20 protein-coding genes are annotated in these 20,162 nt (G+C 71.0%); 12 read left to right on the top strand and 8 right to left on the bottom strand.

Annotated features, from left to right (window positions below; genetic code table 11):
- Positions 1–40: 40 nt before the first annotated feature.
- Positions 41–892 carry an alpha/beta fold hydrolase gene (locus ACIOD2_RS22110; protein ID WP_400540856.1) on the bottom strand — a complete coding sequence of 284 codons (852 nt, stop codon included), beginning with the start codon at positions 890–892 and terminating at the stop codon, positions 41–43.
- Between the two features lie 104 nt (positions 893–996).
- Here ACIOD2_RS22110 and ACIOD2_RS22105 point away from each other — a divergent pair, with 104 nt between their 5' ends.
- Positions 997–1,533: a CGNR zinc finger domain-containing protein gene (locus ACIOD2_RS22105; protein WP_400540853.1), complete on the top strand. Its 537-nt coding sequence runs from the start codon at positions 997–999 to the stop codon at positions 1,531–1,533.
- A 23-nt stretch (positions 1,534–1,556) separates the two neighbouring features.
- Positions 1,557–1,964 (top strand): VOC family protein, encoded by a 408-nt coding sequence (locus ACIOD2_RS22100; RefSeq protein WP_400540850.1) that lies wholly within the window; start codon positions 1,557–1,559, stop codon positions 1,962–1,964.
- On the opposite strand, the gene ACIOD2_RS22095 is transcribed toward ACIOD2_RS22100, so the two are convergent.
- From ACIOD2_RS22095 to aspS, 3 genes are all read right to left on the bottom strand, one after another.
- Positions 1,961–2,716, bottom strand: a complete 756-nt coding sequence (locus tag ACIOD2_RS22095) for an SDR family NAD(P)-dependent oxidoreductase (RefSeq protein WP_400540847.1) — start codon at positions 2,714–2,716, stop codon at positions 1,961–1,963. The two genes, ACIOD2_RS22100 and ACIOD2_RS22095, sit on opposite strands and share 4 nt — an antisense overlap.
- 64 nt (positions 2,717–2,780) lie before the next feature.
- Complete coding sequence (locus ACIOD2_RS22090) at positions 2,781–3,614, bottom strand: hypothetical protein (protein WP_400540844.1); 834 nt, start codon at positions 3,612–3,614, stop codon at positions 2,781–2,783.
- A gap of 10 nt (positions 3,615–3,624) precedes the next feature.
- Positions 3,625–4,860, bottom strand: a complete 1,236-nt coding sequence (gene aspS, locus ACIOD2_RS22085) for an aspartate--tRNA(Asn) ligase (protein WP_400540841.1) — start codon at positions 4,858–4,860, stop codon at positions 3,625–3,627.
- Positions 4,861–5,260: 400 nt separating this feature from the next.
- Between aspS and ACIOD2_RS22080 the strand changes: the two genes are divergently transcribed.
- Entirely contained in the window at positions 5,261–6,124 is an 864-nt protein-coding gene (locus ACIOD2_RS22080) for an SDR family NAD(P)-dependent oxidoreductase (RefSeq protein ID WP_400540838.1), read from the top strand.
- Here the strand turns inward: ACIOD2_RS22080 and ACIOD2_RS22075 are convergent.
- Together ACIOD2_RS22075 and ACIOD2_RS22070 are read right to left on the bottom strand one after the other, a co-directional pair.
- Complete coding sequence (locus ACIOD2_RS22075) at positions 6,121–7,716, bottom strand: cellulose binding domain-containing protein (RefSeq protein WP_400540835.1); 1,596 nt, start codon at positions 7,714–7,716, stop codon at positions 6,121–6,123. The genes ACIOD2_RS22080 and ACIOD2_RS22075 overlap by 4 nt on opposite strands.
- A 135-nt stretch (positions 7,717–7,851) precedes the next feature.
- Positions 7,852–9,057 carry a cytochrome P450 gene (locus ACIOD2_RS22070; protein WP_400540832.1) on the bottom strand — a complete coding sequence of 402 codons (1,206 nt, stop codon included), beginning with the start codon at positions 9,055–9,057 and terminating at the stop codon, positions 7,852–7,854.
- A gap of 214 nt (positions 9,058–9,271) precedes the next feature.
- On the opposite strand from ACIOD2_RS22070, the gene ACIOD2_RS22065 reads away from it, so the two are divergent.
- Both ACIOD2_RS22065 and ACIOD2_RS22060 read left to right on the top strand, forming a co-directional pair.
- The gene (locus ACIOD2_RS22065; RefSeq protein ID WP_400540829.1) at positions 9,272–10,852 is read left to right on the top strand and encodes a discoidin domain-containing protein; all 1,581 of its coding nucleotides are present in this window, start codon (positions 9,272–9,274) and stop codon (positions 10,850–10,852) included.
- Between the two features lie 77 nt (positions 10,853–10,929).
- Positions 10,930–11,559, top strand: a complete 630-nt coding sequence (locus ACIOD2_RS22060; RefSeq protein ID WP_400540826.1) for an SAM-dependent methyltransferase — start codon at positions 10,930–10,932, stop codon at positions 11,557–11,559.
- Positions 11,560–11,681: 122 nt separating this feature from the next.
- Here ACIOD2_RS22060 and ACIOD2_RS22055 read toward each other — a convergent pair whose 3' ends face one another.
- The gene (locus tag ACIOD2_RS22055; RefSeq protein WP_400540823.1) at positions 11,682–12,698 is read right to left on the bottom strand and encodes a S1 family peptidase; all 1,017 of its coding nucleotides are present in this window, start codon (positions 12,696–12,698) and stop codon (positions 11,682–11,684) included.
- Between the two features lie 311 nt (positions 12,699–13,009).
- Positions 13,010–13,300 carry a GNAT family N-acetyltransferase gene (locus ACIOD2_RS22050; protein WP_400540820.1) on the bottom strand — a complete coding sequence of 97 codons (291 nt, stop codon included), beginning with the start codon at positions 13,298–13,300 and terminating at the stop codon, positions 13,010–13,012.
- A gap of 258 nt (positions 13,301–13,558) precedes the next feature.
- On the opposite strand from ACIOD2_RS22050, the gene ACIOD2_RS22045 reads away from it, so the two are divergent.
- From ACIOD2_RS22045 to ACIOD2_RS22015, 7 genes are all read left to right on the top strand, one after another.
- Positions 13,559–15,736, top strand: a complete 2,178-nt coding sequence (locus ACIOD2_RS22045; RefSeq protein WP_400543165.1) for a germacradienol/geosmin synthase — start codon at positions 13,559–13,561, stop codon at positions 15,734–15,736.
- A gap of 1 nt (position 15,737) precedes the next feature.
- The gene (locus ACIOD2_RS22040) at positions 15,738–15,923 is read left to right on the top strand and encodes a hypothetical protein (protein ID WP_400540817.1); all 186 of its coding nucleotides are present in this window, start codon (positions 15,738–15,740) and stop codon (positions 15,921–15,923) included.
- A gap of 269 nt (positions 15,924–16,192) precedes the next feature.
- Positions 16,193–16,987, top strand: a complete 795-nt coding sequence (locus ACIOD2_RS22035; RefSeq protein WP_400540814.1) for an MBL fold metallo-hydrolase — start codon at positions 16,193–16,195, stop codon at positions 16,985–16,987.
- A complete protein-coding gene (locus ACIOD2_RS22030; RefSeq protein WP_400540811.1) occupies positions 16,984–17,586 on the top strand; it encodes a DedA family protein in 603 nt (200 codons plus the stop codon). Before ACIOD2_RS22035 ends, ACIOD2_RS22030 begins: the two co-directional genes overlap by 4 nt.
- Positions 17,583–19,703, top strand: coding sequence for a phage holin family protein (locus ACIOD2_RS22025; RefSeq protein ID WP_400540808.1), 2,121 nt, complete (start codon positions 17,583–17,585; stop codon positions 19,701–19,703). The genes ACIOD2_RS22030 and ACIOD2_RS22025 overlap by 4 nt, the downstream gene beginning before the upstream one ends.
- Positions 19,700–19,930, top strand: a complete 231-nt coding sequence (locus ACIOD2_RS22020) for a glutaredoxin domain-containing protein (RefSeq protein WP_400540805.1) — start codon at positions 19,700–19,702, stop codon at positions 19,928–19,930. Before ACIOD2_RS22025 ends, ACIOD2_RS22020 begins: the two co-directional genes overlap by 4 nt.
- The gene (locus ACIOD2_RS22015; protein ID WP_400540802.1) at positions 19,927–20,157 is read left to right on the top strand and encodes a ferrous iron transport protein A; all 231 of its coding nucleotides are present in this window, start codon (positions 19,927–19,929) and stop codon (positions 20,155–20,157) included. Before ACIOD2_RS22020 ends, ACIOD2_RS22015 begins: the two co-directional genes overlap by 4 nt.
- Positions 20,158–20,162 lie beyond the last annotated feature (5 nt).

Genomic DNA, 20,162 nt, shown 5'->3' with positions numbered 1-20,162 from the left:
AGGGGCAAGGCCCGGACACCTTGCCCCCCAAGGCTTTCCGTCAGCTCAGCACCCGGCCCAGGAAGCCGCGGATGTAGCCGGCGATGGCGTCCAGGTGGGTCTCCAGCGCGAAGTGGCCCGCGTCTAGCAGGTGGATCTCCGCGTCGGGCAGGTCGCGGGCGTACGCACGGGCGCCGTCGGCGATGAAGATCCCGTCGTTGCCGCCCCAGACCGCCAGCACCGGCACCTGGCTGGTGCGGAAGTACTCGTGGAACTTCGGGTACAGCCCGATGTTGTGGTGGTAGTCCGCGAGCAGCGCCATCTGGATCTCCGCCGCGCCCGGCCGGTCGAGCAGCGCCTGGTCGTGGATCCAGACGTCCGGGCTGACCAGCTCCGGGTCGGGCGAGCCGTCGAGGTACTGCCCCTTCGTGGCCTCGAGGGTGACCATCGCGCGCAGGTCGTCCTCGGTCAGGGTGCCGGCGGCGAGCTTCTGCGGCAGGCCGGCGCCGAGACCCTCGACGTAGGCGTTGCCGTTCTGGGTGACGATCGCCGTGACGCGGCCGGGGTTCGCGGTCGCGATCCGCAGGCCCACCGGTGAGCCGAAGTCCTGGATGTAGAGCGCGAACTCCGTCAGGCCCAGCTGGTCGAGCAGGCCGAGGGTGAGCTCGGCCAGCGCGTCGAAGGTGTAGCTGAACTCGCCGACCGGCGGCGCGTCGGAGGCGCCCGCGCCCAGGTAGTCCGGGGCGACGACGTGGTAGCGGTCGGCCAGGGCCGGGATGAGGTGCCGGTACATGTGCGAGCTCGTCGGGAACCCGTGGAGCAGCACGATCGTGGGTGCGTCGGCGGGTCCGGCCTCCCGGTAGAAGAGCCGGTGCCCGTTGACGGTGGCGTAGCGGTGGTGCACGGCGACCATGGTCACTCCCTCGAACGTCTCATGGATACCTTCCTATTTATCCATGAGACGAGGTACGCTGTCAACGGGTCGGGGAAACTGGAGGCCGGACTCGGGAGGCGAACGTGGTCATTGCGGCACCCGGCGAGGAACGCTCACTCGCGCTGGCACTGGTCAACACCCGGCGGGTCGGCGACGCCGACGACCTCGACGACCCCGGCACCTGGCTCCACGCGCACGGGTTCCGGGTGACGGCGGTGGACGACGTCACGTCGTTGACGGACCTGCGGGCCGCGGTCCGCGAGCTGCTGGCCGCCCTGGCCGAGGACCGGGCCCCGGCGGCGGACGCCGTCGGCACGGTGAACGCGGCCGCCCGCGCCGACTCCGCCGCACCCCAGCTCACCTGGGACGGCGGCCCGCGGCGCGGGTGGCGCAGCACCCGGCCGGGCAGCCTCGACGAGGCCGTGGCCGCACTGGCCCGGGACGCGATCGACGTCGTCGGCGGCGACCTCGGGCAGCTGGTGCACCCCTGCGAGGCGCACGGCTGCGTCCGGTTCTTCCTCCGCGAGCACGCCCGCCGCCGCTGGTGCTCCACGACGTGCGGCGACCGGGTCCGCGCCGCGCGGCACCAGCGTCTGGTGGTCGAGCGGCGTACGGTGTGAGCCCGCCGACGAAGGGACGCCCGATGGACTGGACGCTCGAAGTGGTCATCGTGCCGGTGTCCGATGTGGACCGCGCGAAGGCGTTCTACGCCGACCAGCTGGGTTTTGCCCTCGACCACGACACGGCGCCGGCCGACGGCGTCCGGATCGTCCAGCTGACCCCGCCGGGCTCGGGCTGCTCGATCGTCTTCGGCCGAGGCGCGGTGCCGGACATGCCGCCGGGCTCACTCAAGGGGCTGCAGCTGGTGGTCAACGACCTGCCGAAGGCCCACGCGATCCTCACCGAACGCGGCGTCGCGGTCAGCGGGATCCAGGTCCACGGCATGGGCACCTGGGACGGCGAAGCGGACTTGAACAACGTGGGTTTTGTGCACTTCGCCGACCCCGACGGCAACACCTGGACGATCCAGCAGATCACCGCGCGCGGCTAGTCGACGAGGGCGCCGCAGCTGATGTTGACCGTGGACGCCGTCATCGAGCGGGCCCGGTCGGACGCGACGAAGGCCGCGACCGCGCCGACGTCGGCCAGTGTGGCCGCGCGGCCCAGCATCGTCTGGCCGTTGATGCTGTCTTCGACCACCTGGCGGGCGTCGAAGTCCGCGGGAAGCGTCTCCGGGATGCCGCCGGTCCGCAGCGTCACCGCGCGCACGCCGTGCGGACCCAGCTCGGCGGCGAGCTGGCGGCGCATGGCCTCGAGGGCGTGGAAGGCGACCTGCAGCCCGCCGACGGAGAACTCGCGCACGGGATCACCCGCGCCGCCGAAGAACAGCACGACCCCCGACCGCTGCTTGATCATGTGCCGCGCGGCGGCGCGTGCGGTGAGGAAGTTCGTCCGCACGGCGGTCACCACGGGCTGCTCGTAGTCGGCGAGCGACATGTCGACCAGCGGCGTGCCCTGCACGTCACCGTGGTTGATGAGGTTGAAGGAGACGTCGATCCCGCCCCGGGCGGCGACGGCGTCGGCGTGCTCGTCGACGGCCCGCTCGTCCAGCGCGTCGACCGACGCGGTCTCGGCCGACCCACCGGCCGCCCTGATCCGCTCGGCGACCGGCTCGAGACGGCCGAGCGACCGCCCGGCCAGGAAAACGTGGGCGCCTTCCTCGGCGAAAGCACTGGCCACGGCACTGCCGATCCGGCCGCCTCCGCCGTAGACGATGGCGTTCTTGCCGGCGAGCAAGGTCATGAGTACCTCCAGGGTTCGGGTGCGTTCACCCCTGCGTCGAACGAGCCGGGCCGGATTCGACAGCTCACGGCCGCGGGACGCCCATCGGGTTCGGTACCGGGACCAGGCCCGTGTCGACGACCGCGCGGCTCAGCGGGACCGCCAGCTCCACTACCCGCGCCACCCCCGCCTCGCCGAGGGCCTCGACCGGGGCCGCGGCCAGGCGATCCGTGTCGTCCTCGACGCCGCGGCGCAGCGCCAGGCCGGCGTCGGTCAACCGGCCGCCGGCGTCGAGCACGCCCCGGTCCCGCAGGCCGTCGACCGCCTGCGTCCAGTCCTCGTCGGACCAGCCACGGTGGGGCTGGACGTCGTCGCGGCCGATGACGCCGTCTCCGATATGGGTGAGCGTGGTCTCCAGGCCGGAGAGCCCCGCGTGCACCGCCGCCAGGACGTGGCCGTCACCGCGGTGCTCGCGCAGGATCGTCGCGGCCAGCCAGAGCCGGCCGAGCACACCGGACGGGCGAGGCACGGCCGACCACGCCGCGGCCAGCGGACGGCCGTCGAACCGGCACGCGTCCGCCGCCCGCTCCAGCAACGAAGCCAGCTCCGCGGCGTCGGGCGCCACCCGGCCCAACGCCTCTTCGACGGCGGCAAGCCGCGTATCGAGGACGTCGGACGGGGCGGCGAACGACCACGCGTCCGGCAGGGCCCGCGCGACCATCGCGGGGGCGAAGCCGAACAGCATCGACGTCGCCGCCGCCGGGCCGATCGGGCCCAGCGGCGCGAGACGTCCGGCGAAGTAGCCCATCCAGTAGCCCCGCAGGCCGACCGCCTTCGCCGCGGCCGCCGTCTCCGGCGCGAAGTACATCACGGCGTGCAGCGGCTCGACCGCGGCCCAGAGCCGGCGGGGCAACGTCATCGTGTGCTCCTCACGGGGTCAGCCGGTGCAGGTCGCGCGGGAACAGCGTGACCTCCCGGACGTTCGCGACTCCGAGCAGCCGCGCCGTCCACCTTTCCAGGCCCAGCGCGAAACCGCCGTGGGGCGGCATGCCGTGCGCGAACACCGCCAGGTAGTCGTCATAAGCGGCGACCTCGCCACCCAGCGCCGCGACGTAGTCCGCGTGCCGGTGCAGCCGCTGACCGCCGGTCACCAGCTCAAGACCACGGAACAGCAGGTCGAAGCTGTTCGAGTACGCGGGCCGCGCCGGGTCCGGGTGGGTATAGAACGGCCGTTTCGCCATCGGGTAGCCGGTGACGAACAGGAACTCCGACCCGTGCTCGCGCACCGCCCAGTCCGACAGCCACCGCTCGTCGGCGGGGGCCAGGTCGGGCTCGTCCTTCCCCAGCATCTCCTGGGCGTCGGCGAAATGCAGCTCCGGGATCGCGGCGGGCACCTCGGGGACGGCGACGCCGAGCGTCGCGACCGCCCCGGCCATCCCGGCGAGCACCTCCCGCAGCACGGCCATGACGTCGTGGTGGTCCTCGATGAACCCGAGCTCGGCGTCGAGGCTGGTGTACTGCGCCAGGTGGCGCGCGGTGTCGTGCGGCTCGGCGCGGAACACCGGGCCGACCTCGTACACCCGCTCGAACACCCCGGCCAGTGCCTGCTTGTAGAACTGCGGCGACTGCGCGAGGTAGGCCTGGCGGCCGAAGTAGTCGATGCCGAAGACGTTCGCACCGGACTCGGTGGCCGACGAGACGATCTTCGGCGTGTGCGTCTCGGTGAACCCCAGGCCGTCCAAAGTGGACCGGAACCCGGCGACGGCGGCCGCGGACACCGCGAACCGCGCCTTCAGCAGCGGATGCCGCAGCGCGACCGGGGCGTGGTCGAGGATCGTCGGCAGCGACGCGGACACCGCGGGCCGGTAGAGGTCGAACGGCGGTGGTGACGCCGGCTCTGACAGCTCCACCAGCGACGCCGAGGTCAGCTCGACGCCGCCGGGCGCGCGCGGGTTCGCCGTCACGGTCGCGTGCACCTCGACCACGGTCTCCTCCGGCGGTGGCACGGCGCCGGAGCGCAGCACGACCTGCGCGGTACCGGAGCGGTCCCGCAGCACGAGGAACGTGACGGATTTCAGGCGGCGACGGCGGTGTACCCAGCCGGCGACGCGGACGTGGGCGCCGACGTGCCGGGGCAGGTCGGCGGTCAAGGTTCGGGAGATCATCGTGGGCCCCTCGCAGGCGACGTGACCCCTTGGGAGTGCGGGCGATAAGGGAACTCGCGGTGCCACCGCACTTTCACCGTCCTGAGGGGCGGCCTCTTCGCGGCCCGATCACGGGGGCCGGCCGGCGGGGCATTTCCTCCCCGCACTCCGGAGGGTCTTCACCGCGGGGCACGGGACCGCCTTCCCAGCTGCCGGCGGCTCTCTGGACCCGTGCGCTCCCGGGGCTACTCGGCTCCATCAGCGCGTTGGCGGGAGGTTAGCCCGCTCGCGGCGAAGGGCGCGCGGCATTTTCGGGCGTGGCCGACGTCACGCCACTGTTGAATGAACGTTCAGTTGACAGTGCCCGAGGGCGGGCCTACCGTCGCTGTTGAATGAGTACTCAGTTAAGAGAGGACTTCTCATGACCGGCAAAGTCTGGTTCGTCACCGGCTCGTCGCGTGGCCTCGGCCGGGAGATCGTCAACGCCGCCCTGGAGCGGGGTGACTCCGTCGTGGCCACCGCCCGCGACCCGCGCAGCCTCGGCGACCTGCCCGCGGACCGCGCGCTGGCCGTCGCGCTCGACGTCACCGACGAAGCCGCGGCCGACCGGGCCGTCCAAGCCGCCGTCGAACGGTTCGGGCGCATCGACGTCCTGGTCAACAACGCGGGTTACGCCGACTTCGGGTCCATCGAGGACACTCCGGCGGCGCAGTTCCGCGCCCAGATCGAGACGAACCTGATGGGCGTGGTGACGGTGACCCGCGCGGCGATCCCGGTGCTGCGCGAGCAGGGCCACGGGCACATCATCCAGATCTCCACCGTCGGCGGCCGGATCGCGCCGGGGGTCGGCCTGGCCGCGTACTCGGCAGCGAAGCACGGCGTCGAAGGCTTTTCCGGGGTGCTGGCCAACGAAATGAAGCCGTTCGGGGTCAAGGTGACCATCGTCGAACCGGGCGGGTTCCGCACCGACTGGGCCGGGTCGTCGATGTCGTTCATCGAGCCGAGCGAGGCCTACCAGCCCGTGCTGAACCCGATGATCGAGCACATCCGCGGCCCCGAGCAGCTCGCCACCGGCGACCCCGCCAAGGCCGGCCGCGTGATCACCGAGCTCGCCGACCTGGCCGAGCCGCCGCTGCGGCTGCCGCTGGGTTCCGACGCCGTCATGCTGATCCGCGCCACCGACGAGGCCAAGATCGCCGAGATCGACGCGTGGGCCGAGACGTCCCGCCGCACCGACGCCGACGACGCCGAGCAGCGGGACTTCAGCAGCCTCGCGCGCAACTAGGCGCAGGACACGGTCGTGCCCGTCCCGGTTCCGGTGCCCTGGTAGCCGAACTCGATCGACTGCCCGGGTGCCACGGCACCGTTGAAGTCGACGTTCGTGAACCGGACCGTGCCGCTGTTCCCGCTGCGCCCGGCGTTCCACCCGGACGTGATCACCGCGCCGGCGGGCAGGCCGGCGGTGACCGTCCAGCCGGTGATCGCGGCGGCGCCGGCCGTGACACGCACCGTCGTGACGAACCCGCCCGTCCACTGGTTGATCGACGTCGTCGCCGTGCACCCGGCACCCCCGGGCGTCGTCGGCGTCGTCGGGGTCGTGGGCGTGGTGGGGGTCGTCGGTGTGGTGGGCGTGGTCGGCGTCGTGGTCCCCGAGTCGGTCAGGGTGGGCGTGGTCCAGTCGCGCCAGTCGGCCAGGTTCCCGGCCTTCTGGCTGGAGATCCGGAACGTACCGGCCGCATTACCCGTCTTGAGCAGGAACTTCTGGATGTTCTGCTGCAGCGGCGTCTTCCACTCGGACCGGGACGCGCAGTGCGTGCCGTCCGAGACGTCGGACCAGTAGCTGATGTTGCTCCCCGCGCCGAGCGCCTTGTAGACCTCCGCGCCGGCCAGCGCGGCCACACTGCCGGACCGTGCGCCCAGCCAGTCGATGTGCGGGTTCTCCATGACGAACAGCCCGCGCGGCGCGACCATCGCGACGAGTTCGTGCGTGTCCACCGGCAGCGCGGCCGGGTTTCCGGTGTACGCGCTGAACGCGTCGCCGAACCACGGCTGCTCGCCGTAGGCGTTGGACAGCGGCTGCGAGCCGCTTTCGCCGGGAATCCCGCGCAGGATCGGCACACCGGCGGTGCCCGACTCGATCGGCATGGTCAGCGCGATCCGCTGGTCGAACGCGCCGATCGCGAACGCGCTCTTCCCGTACCGCGAACAGCCGGTGACACCGAGCGCGTCCGCCTTGAGGACCGAGCCGCCGGACTGCTCGACGACGTCGATGAGCCGGCTCACGCCCCACGCCCAGGCCGCCAGCAGCCCGGTGCTGCTCGTCGCGCCGTAGAGGCTGTAGAACGCGCCCTGTTTGTTGTTCCGGGCCGTGCCTTCCTTGCCGACGGCGAGCGGGTCGTAGGTGATGACGGCGGCCCCGGCGGCTTTGATGGTGGCGGTGTCCGCGCCGAATCCGCCGACGACAAAAACGGCGGGGAACGGACCGGTGCCACTGGGCAGCTGGACGCCCGCGGAGAAACTCGCGCTCCGGCCGTTCTGCGTGACGTTCACGGTGATGTTCGTGCTCGAAACCGTGCCGGTGACACTCGCCGGTTTCGCGGGCTTCTCGCCGTAGACCGTGCGCTCGGCGAGCTTCTTGATCTCCTCGCGCCGGCACCGCCAGTCGCTCGTGGTGCTGATGCGCGTGCCGTCGATCCGCTTGAAGGGATCGGGAAGTTTGGCACTGGACGGCCATGAGCTCGGTATCGAGACCGCGCAGTCGGCCCCCTCGTCCTCGACCGCGGCGGCGGCCCCGGACGCGTTCGTGATCACGGCCGCCGACGCGAGCACGGTGGCGACCAGCAGGACAACCGAGGAACGAATCCGGGAGCGGCGCACGGAATTTTCTCCCTTCCGGAGGAATGGTGCCCGGGAAACGTTAGGCGCGTTTCCCGGACACCGTCAAGAAGGGCAGGAAAGCGAAACTTTCGAAAGGGGAGGCAATTTCGAAAGTTTCGGATTCAGGGATATGAATCAGCCCCAGGCGACCGGCAGCTCGCGAACGCCGTAGACGAGCGTGTTGTGCTTGTACGCCAACGACTCCCGCGGCACCGCGAGGCGCAGGTCCGGCACCCGGCGGAACAACCGCGTCAACGCCTCCTGCAGTTCGACGCGCGCCAGCTGCTGGCCGATGCACTGGTGCGCGCCGAACCCGAAGGCGACGTGCGTGCGCGGCGACTCGCGGTGGAAGTCGAGCTTGTCGGCGGCCGGGAACAGCTCCTCGTCGCGGTTGGCCGAGTTCAGCGCGGCGACCAGCCACTCCCCCGCCTTCACCGCACGGGCCCCGACCTGGACGTCTTCGGTGGCGTAGCGCAGTACCCCGAACTGCACGACCGACAGGTACCGCAGCAGCTCCTCGACGGCACGTTCCGGCGCCGCCAGCACGACTTCGCGCTGCTGCGGGTGGTCCAGCAGCACCAGCGTGCTGAGCGCGATCATGTTGGCCGTCGTCTCGTGCCCGGCCACCAGCAGGCTGAGCCCGAGCATGACCAGCTCTTCCATGTCGAGCGCGTCACCGGTCGCCGCACCGCGCGCGATCAGCCGGCTGAACAGGTCGTCCCGCGGGTTCTCCCGCTTGTCGACGAAGAGCGCGGCCAGGAACCCGGAAAGCTCCTCGTAGGCCTGCTGTCCCTGTTCACGGGTGGTGTCGGTGCTGACCAGCGTCGAGCTCTGGTGCTGGAACCGCTCGCGGTCGGCGTACGGGACGCCGAGCAGCTCGCAGATCACCAGCGACGGGATCGGCAAGGCGAAGTCCCGCACCAGATCGGCCTCGCCGGGCTTCGCGAGCATCGCGTCGAGGTGGCTCTCGACCAGGTCCTGGACGTAGGTGCGCATCGCCTCGACGCGCCGCACGGTGAACTCCGCGAGCACCATCTTGCGCAGCCGCGAGTGGTCCTGCCCGTCGAGCTGGATGATCGAGCCCGGGCTGACCTCCTGGTCGAGGTCGGCGTCGGCGTTCACGTGCACCGAAGACGCGCCGCGCGAGCTCATCGTGCGGTCGGCGAGCACCGCGCGCACGTCGCTGTAGCGCGTGACCAGCCAGGCGTCCATGCCCGCCGGGCAGCGCACCTGCGACGTCGGCTCGGTTTCGCGCAACGTCGCGTAGTTCTCGGGTGGGTCGTACGGGCATCCGGCCGGTCGCGTCGTCGGGAGGGCCGGGGTCTCGGATGCTGCCGTCACAGCGGATCACGCCTCTCTACCGGTGGTCTGGACACTTCCACCATGGAGACGTCCGGCGCCGTCGTGGGACGCCCGACCCACATCCGACCCGGATGGCCCAGTCCGGACGGCGTTCGTTAGAGAACTTTACGAATAGGTCTTGACGTGCCGCTCCCGCACCGCGAACCTGGACCCACGCCGCAGTCATCGTCCGTCCAGTCCTCCCGGAGGCAGCATGACCCGGCGCGCTTTTGTGCTCGTCGTGACCCTTTTCCTCGCCCTGGCCGGCGCTCTCGCCGGTGGCACGCCGGCGAACGCGGAGACCACGCAGCCGACCTTCCTCACCTTCTACGGCTGGTGGGACAACACCCCGCCCGGCGGCGACATCGCCTACCCGCAGATCCACGACACGGCCGGCGGCAAGGGCACCTACACCGACCCGATCACGTTCGCCACCAGCACGTCCGAGCTCAAGGCCGGCACCAAGGTCTGGGTCCCCCGGGTGAAGAAGTACTTCATCATGGAGGACGGCTGCGACGAGTGCTCCGACGACTGGAACGGCGAAGGCCCCAACGGCGGCCCCAACCTGCGGCACATCGACCTCTGGCTCGGCGGCCAGGGCGGCAGCGCCTTCGACGCGATCGACTGCGAAGACGCGCTGACGCACTACAACGCCGACAACACGCCGGTGCTGGAGCCGGTGGTGGTCGACCCGCCGTCGACCGAGCCGTACGACTCGACGCCGATCTTCAACACCAGCACCGGCGCGTGTTACGGCGGCGCGCAGCCGAACACCACGGTCGGCCAGTACCGCAACAACTCCACCAGCACGTGCCTGGAGGCGCCGAGCAGCGGAACCACGCTGAAGGTCGCCGCCTGCACCGGAAGTGACGCGCAGCGGTTCACCTTCCACGGCGCGTTCCTGGTGAACAACGACAAGTGCGCGGGCATCTCCGGCAGCTCGATCGTGCTGCAGACCTGCACCGGCGGACCGGCCCAGCAGTGGTCGATCAACCCCGACGGCACCATCTCCGACATCCAGACGAGCAAGAAGTGCTTCCGCGCTTCGAGCACGACACTGACCGCCGGCAGCTGCTCCGGCGACCAGGCCCGCTGGACGTTCACCGCGGCCGGCACCCCGTCCGGCCTCAGCGTGACGCCGTCGTCGGTCTCGGTCGCGGCGGGTAGTGCGGCGACGGCCACCGTCACGTCCACGGACGCGGTCACGTTGTCCGCGAGCGGCGCTCCCGCGGGCGTCACCGTCTCCTTCTCGCCGACGTCGGTACCGGCCGGCGGCACCTCGACCGCCACGGTCACCGCCGCCGCGAACGCCGCCCCCGGCTCGGCGACGGTCACCATCACCGGCGGGACGAAGACCGCTTCAGTGGGCGTCACCGTGACCGGCGGTGGTGGCGGCACCGAGACGTTGCTCTCGCAGGGCAAGACGGCGACGGCGTCGTCGACCGAGTCGTCGTCCTACCCGGCGAGCGCGGCCTTCGACGGCAACCTGACCGGCACCCGCTGGGCCAGCAAGGAGACCGCGTCCGAGTGGCTGCGTGTCGACCTCGGCGCGGCCAAGTCCGTCTCGCACGTCAAGCTGACCTGGGAGGCCGCGTACGGGAAGGCGTACAGCATCCAGACCTCGCCGGACGGCACGACGTGGACGACGATCTACAGCACGACCACCGGCAACGGCGCCACGGACGACCTGACCGGCCTGTCCGGCACCGGCCGGTACGTGCGGATGAACGGCGTCACGCGCGGCACGGCGTACGGTTACTCGCTGTACGAAATGCAGGTGTACGGCACCGCCTGAGTTGCTGAACCGGCAACTGGATTTGCCTTCCCGGGGACGTTCTCCGCATGGTGGGAGGACGTCCCCGAGGAGGAACCATGGCGCACACGCACGACGGGCCGATGACCGTCGAGAACATGCTCAAGCAGGAGTTCTGGGAAGCGCTCTACCAGCGTGACGAGCACCAGATCTGGAGCGGGAACGTGAACCGCAACCTGCGCGACGAGGTGACCGGGCTGAAACCCGGGCACGCCCTCGACCTCGGCTGCGGCGAGGGTGGTGACGCGATCTGGCTGGCCCAGCAGGGCTGGACGGTCGACGGCGCCGACATCTCGACCCTCGCGCTGGCCCGCGCCGAAGCCGCGGCCAAGGAGCGCGGCGTCGAGGTCCGCTGGCTGCACCGCGACATCCTCGGCTGGCAGCCCGAGGAGACCTACGACCTGATCTCCGCGCAGTACATGCACCTGCCGCCGGAGCTGCGCAAGAACGTGTTCACCGCGGCCGCGGCGGCGATCCGGCCGGGCGGCTCGCTGCTGATCGTCGGGCACTCGCCGAAGGCCATGCGGGAGTTCGACGGCCAGACGCCGCCGCAGGAGCTGTACTTCGAGCCGGAGGAGATCCCGGCCTACCTCGGCGACGCGTCGGAGTGGGCCGTCGAGACGGCCACCACCCGCGGCGAGGGCCACCACACGGACACCGTCTTCCGCGCGAAGCGGCTCGAATCCTGACAGCGACTCCCGAAAGCGGCACTTTCACGTGAAAGTGCCGCTTCCCGAAATGCCGCAAGGGCCTCTTCACGCGCCCTCGACGCGTGTGAAGAGGCCCTCGCGGGTTTCCCACCGGAGTTGGATCAGGCGAGCTCGAGGCCGTAGGACTGGAGCTCGAGGGTGAGCGGGTAGAAGTAGCTGGTCACGGTGTCGCCACCGGACAGCGTGCCGAGGCCCTTGGAACCGTCGTAGGCCGGGCCGCCCGAGTCACCGTGGTCGGTGTGTGCGGTGGTGCCGAACTCGTGGTTCAGGACGCCGACGTCGAAGTTGACCGACTCGTCGACCGAGGTGACCTCGCCGCTGCCGCCACCGGTGGTCGAGCCCTGCTTCTCCATCTGCTCACCGACCGTCGGCGCCGCCGCGCTGGTGATCGCCTGGCCGGTGTTGATCTCGCTCGGGCCGGTGCCGTTCGGGCGGGTCAGCAGGCCGGAGTCGGCTCCCGGGCAGTCGCTCTCGACGACCTGCGCGCCGGAGACGTCGCCGCCGGCCCAGGTGCCGCCGAGGTTGGTGCAGTGGCCCGCGGTGAGCAGGAACGGCGACCCGTCGCGCGTCACGTTGAAGCCGAGCGAGCAGCGGCCCTGGTCGTTCTGGATCGCGTCGCCGTCAGAGATGTAGAGCTCCAGCTTGCCGGTGCGGTGCTCGACCCGGACGCTGTCGCCGTACTGCGCGGCGGCCGCGGCGACCTTGTCGGAGGTGGCCTTGCTGGCCGCGTCGTAGACCTTCACCACGACCTGGTTGGTCTTGGTGTCGATGCCCCACGCGGTCTGCGGGACGTTCTTCACGGCGTCCAGCGAGTTCTTGACACCGGTGAGCGCGGCGAAGGTGTGCTTGACCTTCTTCGCGGTGAGGCCGGCGGCCTCGACCTTCTGCGCCGACGCGTCGTCGGTGACGTTCACGATCGCCTTGCCGTTCTCCAGGTAGATGCCACCGGAGGTGGCACCGAGGGAGCTCGCCACCTGGGTGGCGTTGCTGACGGCGTTGGCCTGCATGTCGGCGAAGGCCAGTGGGGACGCAGTGGCCGCCGACGCGCACACGCCGGACGTCAGCGCGGCGGCCGACAAGACGGCGAAGGTCTTGAGGGCGGTCTTCCGGGGAGTCATCAACTTCCTCCAGTTAGCCGGTTCGAAGCCTGCGCCGGTCACTTTCGTTGCCGAGCAACCAACGCACCACCGACTAAGGTTGGTTAATAACCAGCGGAATCGGACATACCTCGCACTCCAGACCGAAAGGCTCAGTGCCACTGCTGCGTTCGGCGTAACAAACGCCTGGTGTAGTCAGCCGCCGTCCGAGGGGTTGTGGCGTTCGGCGCAGCGGGCCGCGGCCGACTTAGGCACCGGACCCGAACGGCCCGGGGTCGCGTTCGGGGGCTGTTGTCACTTCCGCACAGTTCTGGCGCACCCCGCCGCGGCGCTCAGGACCCGGACGGCCAGCGGACGTGCTCTTCGTAGTCCGGGTGCTTCCGGAGGTACCCGGCGATGAACGGGCACACCGGCACGATCGTCCGGCCCTTCGCGACGACGTCGTCCAGCGCGCCCGCCGCCAGCACCTTGCCCAGGCCCTGCCCGGCGAAGGCGTCGTCGATCTCCGTGTGGGTGAACACGGTCAGCTCACCGCGCTGGTCGTACGCCGCGAAGCCCGCCAGCTTCTCGTCCGACCACACTTCGTAACGGCTTTCCGCCGGGTTGTCGATCACCTTGGTCATGCGCACTCCTTCTGTGTGTGCGGTGGAACGCCGGACGGCCGCCGGACCTTCCCCCATCGAGCGACGGGCGGACCCGGGCCGTGAAGGCGCACTGGGCCGCCCGGGGGACGTGCCCTGCTCGTTCGTGTGCAACCCGGCCGCATCCCTTGGCTCGCCCCGCTGCTTTTGGTTGCCTCATCGTGTCGGAAACCGCCGTAGCCGCAACGGAAAGGCCTCACCCGCGTGCCGCAGCAGCCGTTCGTCCTCCCCGAGTTCTACATGCCCTACCCGGCGCGGCTGAACCCGCACCTGGAGGGCGCCCGCGAGCACAGCAAGGCCTGGGCGTACGCGATGGACATGATCGACGTCCCGCAGCACGGCACGGTGATCTGGGACGAGCACGACCTCGACTCCCACGACTACGCGCTGCTCTGCGCCTACACCCACCCGGACGCCGGCGCCGAAGAGCTCGACCTGATCACCGACTGGTACGTCTGGGTCTTCTACTTCGACGACCACTTCCTCGAGCTCTACAAGCGCACCGGCGACATCGACAGCGCGCGCACGTACCTCGACCGGCTCGACCTGTTCATGCCGCGCGAAGGCGCGATCACCGGCACCCCGGAGAACCCGGTCGAACGCGGCCTGACCGACCTCTGGAACCGCACGATCCCGCACCGCTCCGACGGCTGGCGGCGCCGCTTCATCGAAAGCACGAAGGCGCTGCTCGAAGAGTCGCTCTGGGAGCTCGCCAACATCAACGAAGGCCGGCTTTCCAACCCGATCGAGTACATCGAGATGCGCCGGAAGGTCGGCGGCGCGCCGTGGTCGGCGAACCTCGTCGAGCACTCGGTGCACGCCGAGGTGCCGGACGAGATCGCCGCGGCCCGGCCGATGGAGGTGCTGCGCGACTGCTTCGCCGACAGCGTCCACCTGCGCAACGACCTGTTCTCCTACCAGCGCGAGGTCGAGGACGAAGGCGAGCTGTCCAACGGCGTCCTCGTGTTCGAGAAGTTCCTGGACCTGACGACGCAGGAGGCGGCCGACGCCGTCAACGACCTGATCACCTCCCGGCTGCACCAGTTCGAGCACACCGCGCTGACCGAGGTCCCGGGGCTGTTCGACGAGCACGCCGTCGACCCGGCCGCGCGGCTGGCGACGTTCGCCTACGTCAAGGGCCTGCAGGACTGGCAGTCCGGCGGGCACGAGTGGCACCTGCGCTCGAGCCGGTACATGAACGAAGGCGCCTTGGAATCCCGCGGCGGCCCGGAACTGGGCACGGCGACCGGGCTCGGGACGTCGGCCGCGCGCATCTTCTCGTCGGTGCTCGCGACCGCGCCGCAGCGGCTGCGGTCGTACTCGAGCACGCCGTTCCGCACGGTGCAGGTCGAGCGGCCGCCGGTCGAGCTGCCGTTCCCGCTGCGGCTGAGCCCGCACCTGGACGCGTGCCGCGTCCGCAACGTCGACTGGGCGCGGCGGATGGGCTTCCTCGACGGCGTCGTGTGGGACGAGCGGAAGCTGCGCGCCACCGACCTCCCGCTGTGCGCGGCCGGCATCCACCCGGACGCCGACCCCGACCAGCTCGACGTCACCAGCGACTGGCTGACCTGGGGCACGTTCGCCGACGACTACTACCCGATCGTGTTCGGCGCGACCCGCGACCTCGCCGGGGCGAAGGCCTGCAACGCGCGGCTGTCGCTGTTCATGCCGGTGGACGGCGAACCCACGCCGGCGCCGACGAACGCGCTCGAGGTGGGCCTGGTCGACGTCTGGCTGCGCACCACCGCCGGGATGGCGCCCGAAAACCGCCGCGCGGTGCGGAAAGCCGTCGACACGATGACGTCGAGCTGGCTGTGGGAGCTGGTCAACCAGGCCCAGAACCGCATCCCGGACCCGATCGACTACGTCGAGATGCGGCGCCGGACGTTCGGCTCGGACCTGACGATGAGCCTGTCCCGCTTCTCGCACGGCCGCGCGGTGCCGCCCGAGCTGTACCGCACGCGGCCGGTGCAGGCGATCGAGCACGCGGCGACGGACTTCGCGTGCCTGGTCAACGACGTGTTCTCCTACCGCAAGGAGATCGAGTACGAGGGCGAGCTGCACAACGCGGTCCTGGTCGTGCAGAACTTCCTCGACTGCTCCGAGGAACGCGCGTTCGGCGTGGTCGAGGACCTGATGAAGGCCCGCCTGGCGGAGTTCAAGCACGCGGCGGCGATCGAGCTGCCGGCGCTGTTCCGCGACTACGGGGTCGACCCGGACGTCCAGGAGATGCTGCTGGAGTACGTCGAGGAGTTCCGCGACTGGATGGCGGGCATCGTCAACTGGCACGAGAACGTCGGCCGCTACACCGAGCGCGAGCTGAACTACCACCCGATGGCGGCCACGGCCCTGCGCGGCCCGACGGGCATCGGCACGTCGTCCCTGCGCATCTCCGACCTCCTGCCGACCGGGCGGTGACGTGCCGGCCTCCCCGACGACCAAACAACGCGAAATCGCCCGGCTGCTCCGCGCGGTCGGCATGCACCACGAAGCCGAACAGGCGCTGCGCACGGACCTCCGGGCCCGCCTGCGCCGCGGCCGCCGCCGCCTCAAAGTCCGCCTGATCCGCTCGTCCCGAAGACTCCGGCGCCGAGTCCGGGTGTGACGGAACCGCCGACTCGCGTGATTCCCGGGTCAACTCGCGTGATTGAAAGGTCGACTCGCGTGATTGAAAGGTCGACACGCGTGATTGAAAGGTCGACACGGCGGCGCAGGCTCCGCGCCGCCGTGTCGACCCTCCAGACACGCGTGTCGACCCTCTGATCACGCGTGTCGGCTTCCTGATCACGGGTGTCGGCTTCTCGATCACGCCGGTGGCGTCGTTCGTGCCACTCCGCCGGGCATTTGCCCGGCGAGAAGGTGATACTCAAGGGCGTGAGCGGCTTCAACCTGCGTTTCCTCGGCCATTCGACGGTCCGGCTCGAGCTCGGTGACCGGGTCGTCCTCACCGATCCGGTGCTCACCGCCCGGGTCGGCGGGCTGACCCGGGTCGTGCCACCACCCGAACCCCACGCCTACGGCGGCGTTGATCTGGTGCTGCTGTCGCACCTGCACGGTGACCACCTGCACGTGCCGTCGCTGAAGCTCGTCGGCCGGCGCACCCGGATCGTCGTGCCGCGCGGGGCCGGGAGCTGGCTCGCGAAGAAGGGCTTCGAGCGCGTCGAGGAGATCGCGCCCGGCGAGACGTTCACCGATGGCGGGCTGACCATCACCGCGACCGAGGCCGTCCACTCCGGACACCGGTGGGGCCCGCGCCTCACCCACGGACCGCAGAGCCCGGCCATCGGCCACCTCGTCAGGAGCGACCACGGCACGAGCGTCTACAACGCCGGCGACACCGACCTCTTCGACGGGATGGCCGCGTTCGGCCCGGTCGACGTCGCCCTGCTGCCCGTCTGGGGCTGGGGCCCGAACCTCGGGCCCGGCCACCTGAACCCGGCTCGCGCCGCCGAGGCCGCCGGGCTGCTGCAGGCCCGCGCGGTCGTGCCGGTGCACTGGGGCACGCTCGCCGTCCCCGGGCTGAAGCGCACCGCGCGGATGCGGCGGCTGCTCGCCGACCCACCGCGGGAGTTCGCCGCCCACGTGGCCGCCGCGAAGATCGCCACCGAGGTCCTGTTCACCGAGCCCGGCGCCGACGTCGTGCTCCCCGCCTCCACGGACCGGGCGTGAACTGGACCGACCCGGCCGCCATCGGGTACCCGGTGCTGTTCGGCGGCGTGCTGCTCGGCTCGATCATCCCGATCGTGCCCACCGGCGCGGTGGTCGGCGCGGCGGCCGCCGTCGCCACCACGACCGACCACCTGTCGCTGCCGCTGGTGATCGTCGTGGCCACGCTCGGCGCGTACGTCGGCGACGTCGTGACGTTCGGCGTCCCGCGCCTGGGCAGCGAGGCCGCGTTCCGCTGGATCAGCCGGCGCCAGCCCGCCGAACGCCTCGAGAAGGCGCGCGACCAGTTCACCCGCCGAGGCTGGCAGATCGTGGTGATCGGCCGGCTCGTCCCGGCCGGCCGGATCCCGGTGCTGCTCGCGGCCGCCGCGCTGAGCTACCCGTGGCGGCGGCTGCTGCCCGCTGCCCTCATCGCGTGTGTGCTCTGGGCCGTGGCCTACAGCTTGCTCGGCATCGTCAGCGGGGGCATCTTCGACTCACCGCTCATCGCGACGCTGCTGGCGACGGTGCTGGTCCTGCTGGTCACCGTGCTGCTGAACCTGATCGCCCGCTGGCGCCGTAACAAGGCCGAAGCGAAAGAAAAGACGGGAGACCGGGCTTGACGACGACCGCGCCGAAGGGCCGGCTGCTGCGGGGCGGCCGGGTCGTCGCCCGCGTCCTGCTGGTGTGGGCGGCGGTGACCGGCGCACTGCGGCTGCTCGACATGATGCTGCCGGAGTTCCGGATGACGCACTGGTGGCAGCCGACGGTGTGCGCGCTGCTGCTCGGGCTGCTGGTGGCGTTCGTCTGGCCGCTGGTCATGCGGATCGCCTACCCGCTGGCGTTCGTCACCTTCGGCCTCTTCGGGTTCCTGCTGCTCGGCGCGGGCACACTCGCGGTGTTCAAGACCGTGCCCGGCGTCGAGATCGTCGGCTTCCGGACGGCGGTGATCGTCACCGTCGCCATGGCCGGGGTCGGCGCCCTCATCTCCAGCCTGCTCGCGATCGACGAGGACGAGATCTTCTTCCGCCGCGCCAACCGCCGTCGCCGCCGGCACGCCGCCGCGCCCGGCGACGCCGAACAGCCGCCCGGTGTGGTGTTCCTGCAGATCGACGGCCTCGGGTACGACACCGTCCGCCGCGCGATCCGGGACGGCGACATGCCCACGTTCGCCGCGTGGCTCGCCGAGGACAGCCACGCGCTGACGCAGTGGCACACCGACTGGAGCTCCCAGACCGGCGCGAGCGTCTGCGGCATCCTGCACGGCTCCAACCACGACATCCTCGGGTTCCGCTGGTACGAAAAGGACCGCGACCACGTGATGGCGTGCGCGCACCCGACCGACGCGGCCGAGATCGAACGCCGCCACTCCGACGGGCAAGGCCTCCTCTCGGGTGACGGCGCGAGCCGCGGCAACCTCTTCTCCGGCGACGCCGACCACGTCAGCCTCACCATGAGCTCGATCCCCGTGCTGGTGCCGAAGGGCCTGCGCCACCGCCACCGCGACCGCCTCGGCGCGGGTTACTACGCCTACTTCGCGAACCCGGTCAACGCGCTGCGGACGCTCGTCGTCGCGCTGGCCGACGTCTTCCGCGAGATCAACGCCTCGGTCCGCCAGCGCCGCGCCGGTGTCGTCCCGCGGATCCCGCGCGGCGGCTGGTACCCCCTGGCCCGGCCGGGCACGACGGTGATCGCGCGCGACGTCGTCGTGTCCGCCATCCTCGGCGACATGCTGGCCGGACGCCCGGTCGTCTACGCGGACTTCCTCGGCTACGACGAGGTCGCCCACCACTCCGGCATCGAGCGCTTCGACACGCTGTCGGTGCTGCGCTCGATCGACCAGCAGATCGCGCGGCTGCACCGGGCGAGCCGGCTGGCGCCGCGCCGGTACCACGTCGTCGCGCTGTCGGACCACGGCCAGACCCAGGGCCAGGCGTTCTCGCAGCGGTTCGGCGAGACGATCGAGGCCTACGTCGGCCGGCTGTGCGGCGGCTCGCCGTCGCCGGCCAGTGGCAAGCGCCGGCAGGCCGAAAGCTGGCAGATCAACGCCGCGCTGGCCGAGGCCACCCAAGGCGGCGGCCTGATCGCCCGACGGCTGCGGGGCCGCGTCGAGAACGCCGAGTCCGGGGGCGACCGGCCGCGCACCGAGTCCGGCTCGCCCGGTGCGGTCACGCGGGTGGCGCCGGGCGTGGTGGCGGTCGTCTCCGGGCACACCGCGATGGTGTCGTTCACCGAGCACGAAGGCCGCGTCGAGCTGGAGACGATCGAGCGCGAGTTCCCCGACCTGCTGCCGTCGCTGGTGGACCACCCGGGCGTCGGGTTCCTGCTGGTGCGCAGCCGCGAGTTCGGCCCGGTGGTGCTGGGCCGCGACGGCCTGCACCGGCTCGCCACCGGCGTCGTCATCGGCGAGGACCCGCTGCTGCGCTACGGCCCGCACGCCGCGGACCTGGTCCGCCGCGTCGACACGTTCCCGCACTGCGCCGACGTGATGATCAACAGCAACTACGACCCGGAGACGGACCAGTCGTCGCCGTTCGAGACGCACGTCGGCTCGCACGGTGGTCTCGGCGGCCCGCAGCAGCGCGGGTTCGTCGTGCACCCGCGGGAGTTCCCGCCGCCCGGCGACGTCGTCGGCGCGGAAGCCCTGCACCGGGTGTTCCGCGGCTGGCTCACGCACCTGGGCCACCCCTCGCCCGCTGCCCCTCCCGTGGAATCCGCCGTTTCGGAGGTTGTTTCGTGAAGTTGACGGTCTACGGCGCGAGCTGGTGCCCGGACGTGAAGCGCAGCCGCGCTCTGCTCGACAGCGAAGGCGTCGAATACTCCTATGTGGACGTCGAAGAGGACGCGGAGGCCGAACAGCGGGTCCGCGCGTTGCAGGACGGCGAGCGCCGGATTCCCACGATCGTGTGGGACGACGGCACCTTCCTGGTCGAGCCGTCGGACGCGGAGCTGAGCTCGCGGTTATGAAACTGCTGCGAGAACTGCCGATCGGGACGCGCGTAGTAGTCCGGTATCGGATCGAAGGTGGGTTCACCGACGCACTCGGCCCACTGGTCGCGCGCGACGCATCGACGTGCACGGTGGAGACCCGGCGCGGCCCGGTCGTGGTGGACTTCGACACGGTCGCCCTGGCCAAGCCGGTACCGCCCGCGCCGGTCCGGAAATCGGCTGGCGGCGCGCCCCCGGCTTTGTGACGATC

This window comes from Amycolatopsis sp. NPDC088138 (genome assembly GCF_044741685.1).
Taxonomy (GTDB): domain Bacteria; phylum Actinomycetota; class Actinomycetes; order Mycobacteriales; family Pseudonocardiaceae; genus Amycolatopsis.
This window is presented reverse-complemented; position numbering and strand designations above follow the sequence as displayed.

Coding starts and splice junctions, on each gene's coding strand:
- ACIOD2_RS22110 (WP_400540856.1), bottom strand. CDS start 892: ATGGTCGCCGTGCACCACCGCTACGCCACCGTCAACGGGCACCGGCTC.
- ACIOD2_RS22100 (WP_400540850.1), top strand. CDS start 1,557: ATGGACTGGACGCTCGAAGTGGTCATCGTGCCGGTGTCCGATGTGGAC.
- ACIOD2_RS22095 (WP_400540847.1), bottom strand. CDS start 2,716: ATGACCTTGCTCGCCGGCAAGAACGCCATCGTCTACGGCGGAGGCGGC.
- ACIOD2_RS22090 (WP_400540844.1), bottom strand. CDS start 3,614: ATGACGTTGCCCCGCCGGCTCTGGGCCGCGGTCGAGCCGCTGCACGCC.
- aspS (WP_400540841.1), bottom strand. CDS start 4,860: ATGATCTCCCGAACCTTGACCGCCGACCTGCCCCGGCACGTCGGCGCC.
- ACIOD2_RS22080 (WP_400540838.1), top strand. CDS start 5,261: ATGACCGGCAAAGTCTGGTTCGTCACCGGCTCGTCGCGTGGCCTCGGC.
- ACIOD2_RS22065 (WP_400540829.1), top strand. CDS start 9,272: ATGACCCGGCGCGCTTTTGTGCTCGTCGTGACCCTTTTCCTCGCCCTG.
- ACIOD2_RS22060 (WP_400540826.1), top strand. CDS start 10,930: ATGGCGCACACGCACGACGGGCCGATGACCGTCGAGAACATGCTCAAG.
- ACIOD2_RS22055 (WP_400540823.1), bottom strand. CDS start 12,698: ATGACTCCCCGGAAGACCGCCCTCAAGACCTTCGCCGTCTTGTCGGCC.
- ACIOD2_RS22050 (WP_400540820.1), bottom strand. CDS start 13,300: ATGACCAAGGTGATCGACAACCCGGCGGAAAGCCGTTACGAAGTGTGG.
- ACIOD2_RS22045 (WP_400543165.1), top strand. CDS start 13,559: ATGCCCTACCCGGCGCGGCTGAACCCGCACCTGGAGGGCGCCCGCGAG.
- ACIOD2_RS22015 (WP_400540802.1), top strand. CDS start 19,927: ATGAAACTGCTGCGAGAACTGCCGATCGGGACGCGCGTAGTAGTCCGG.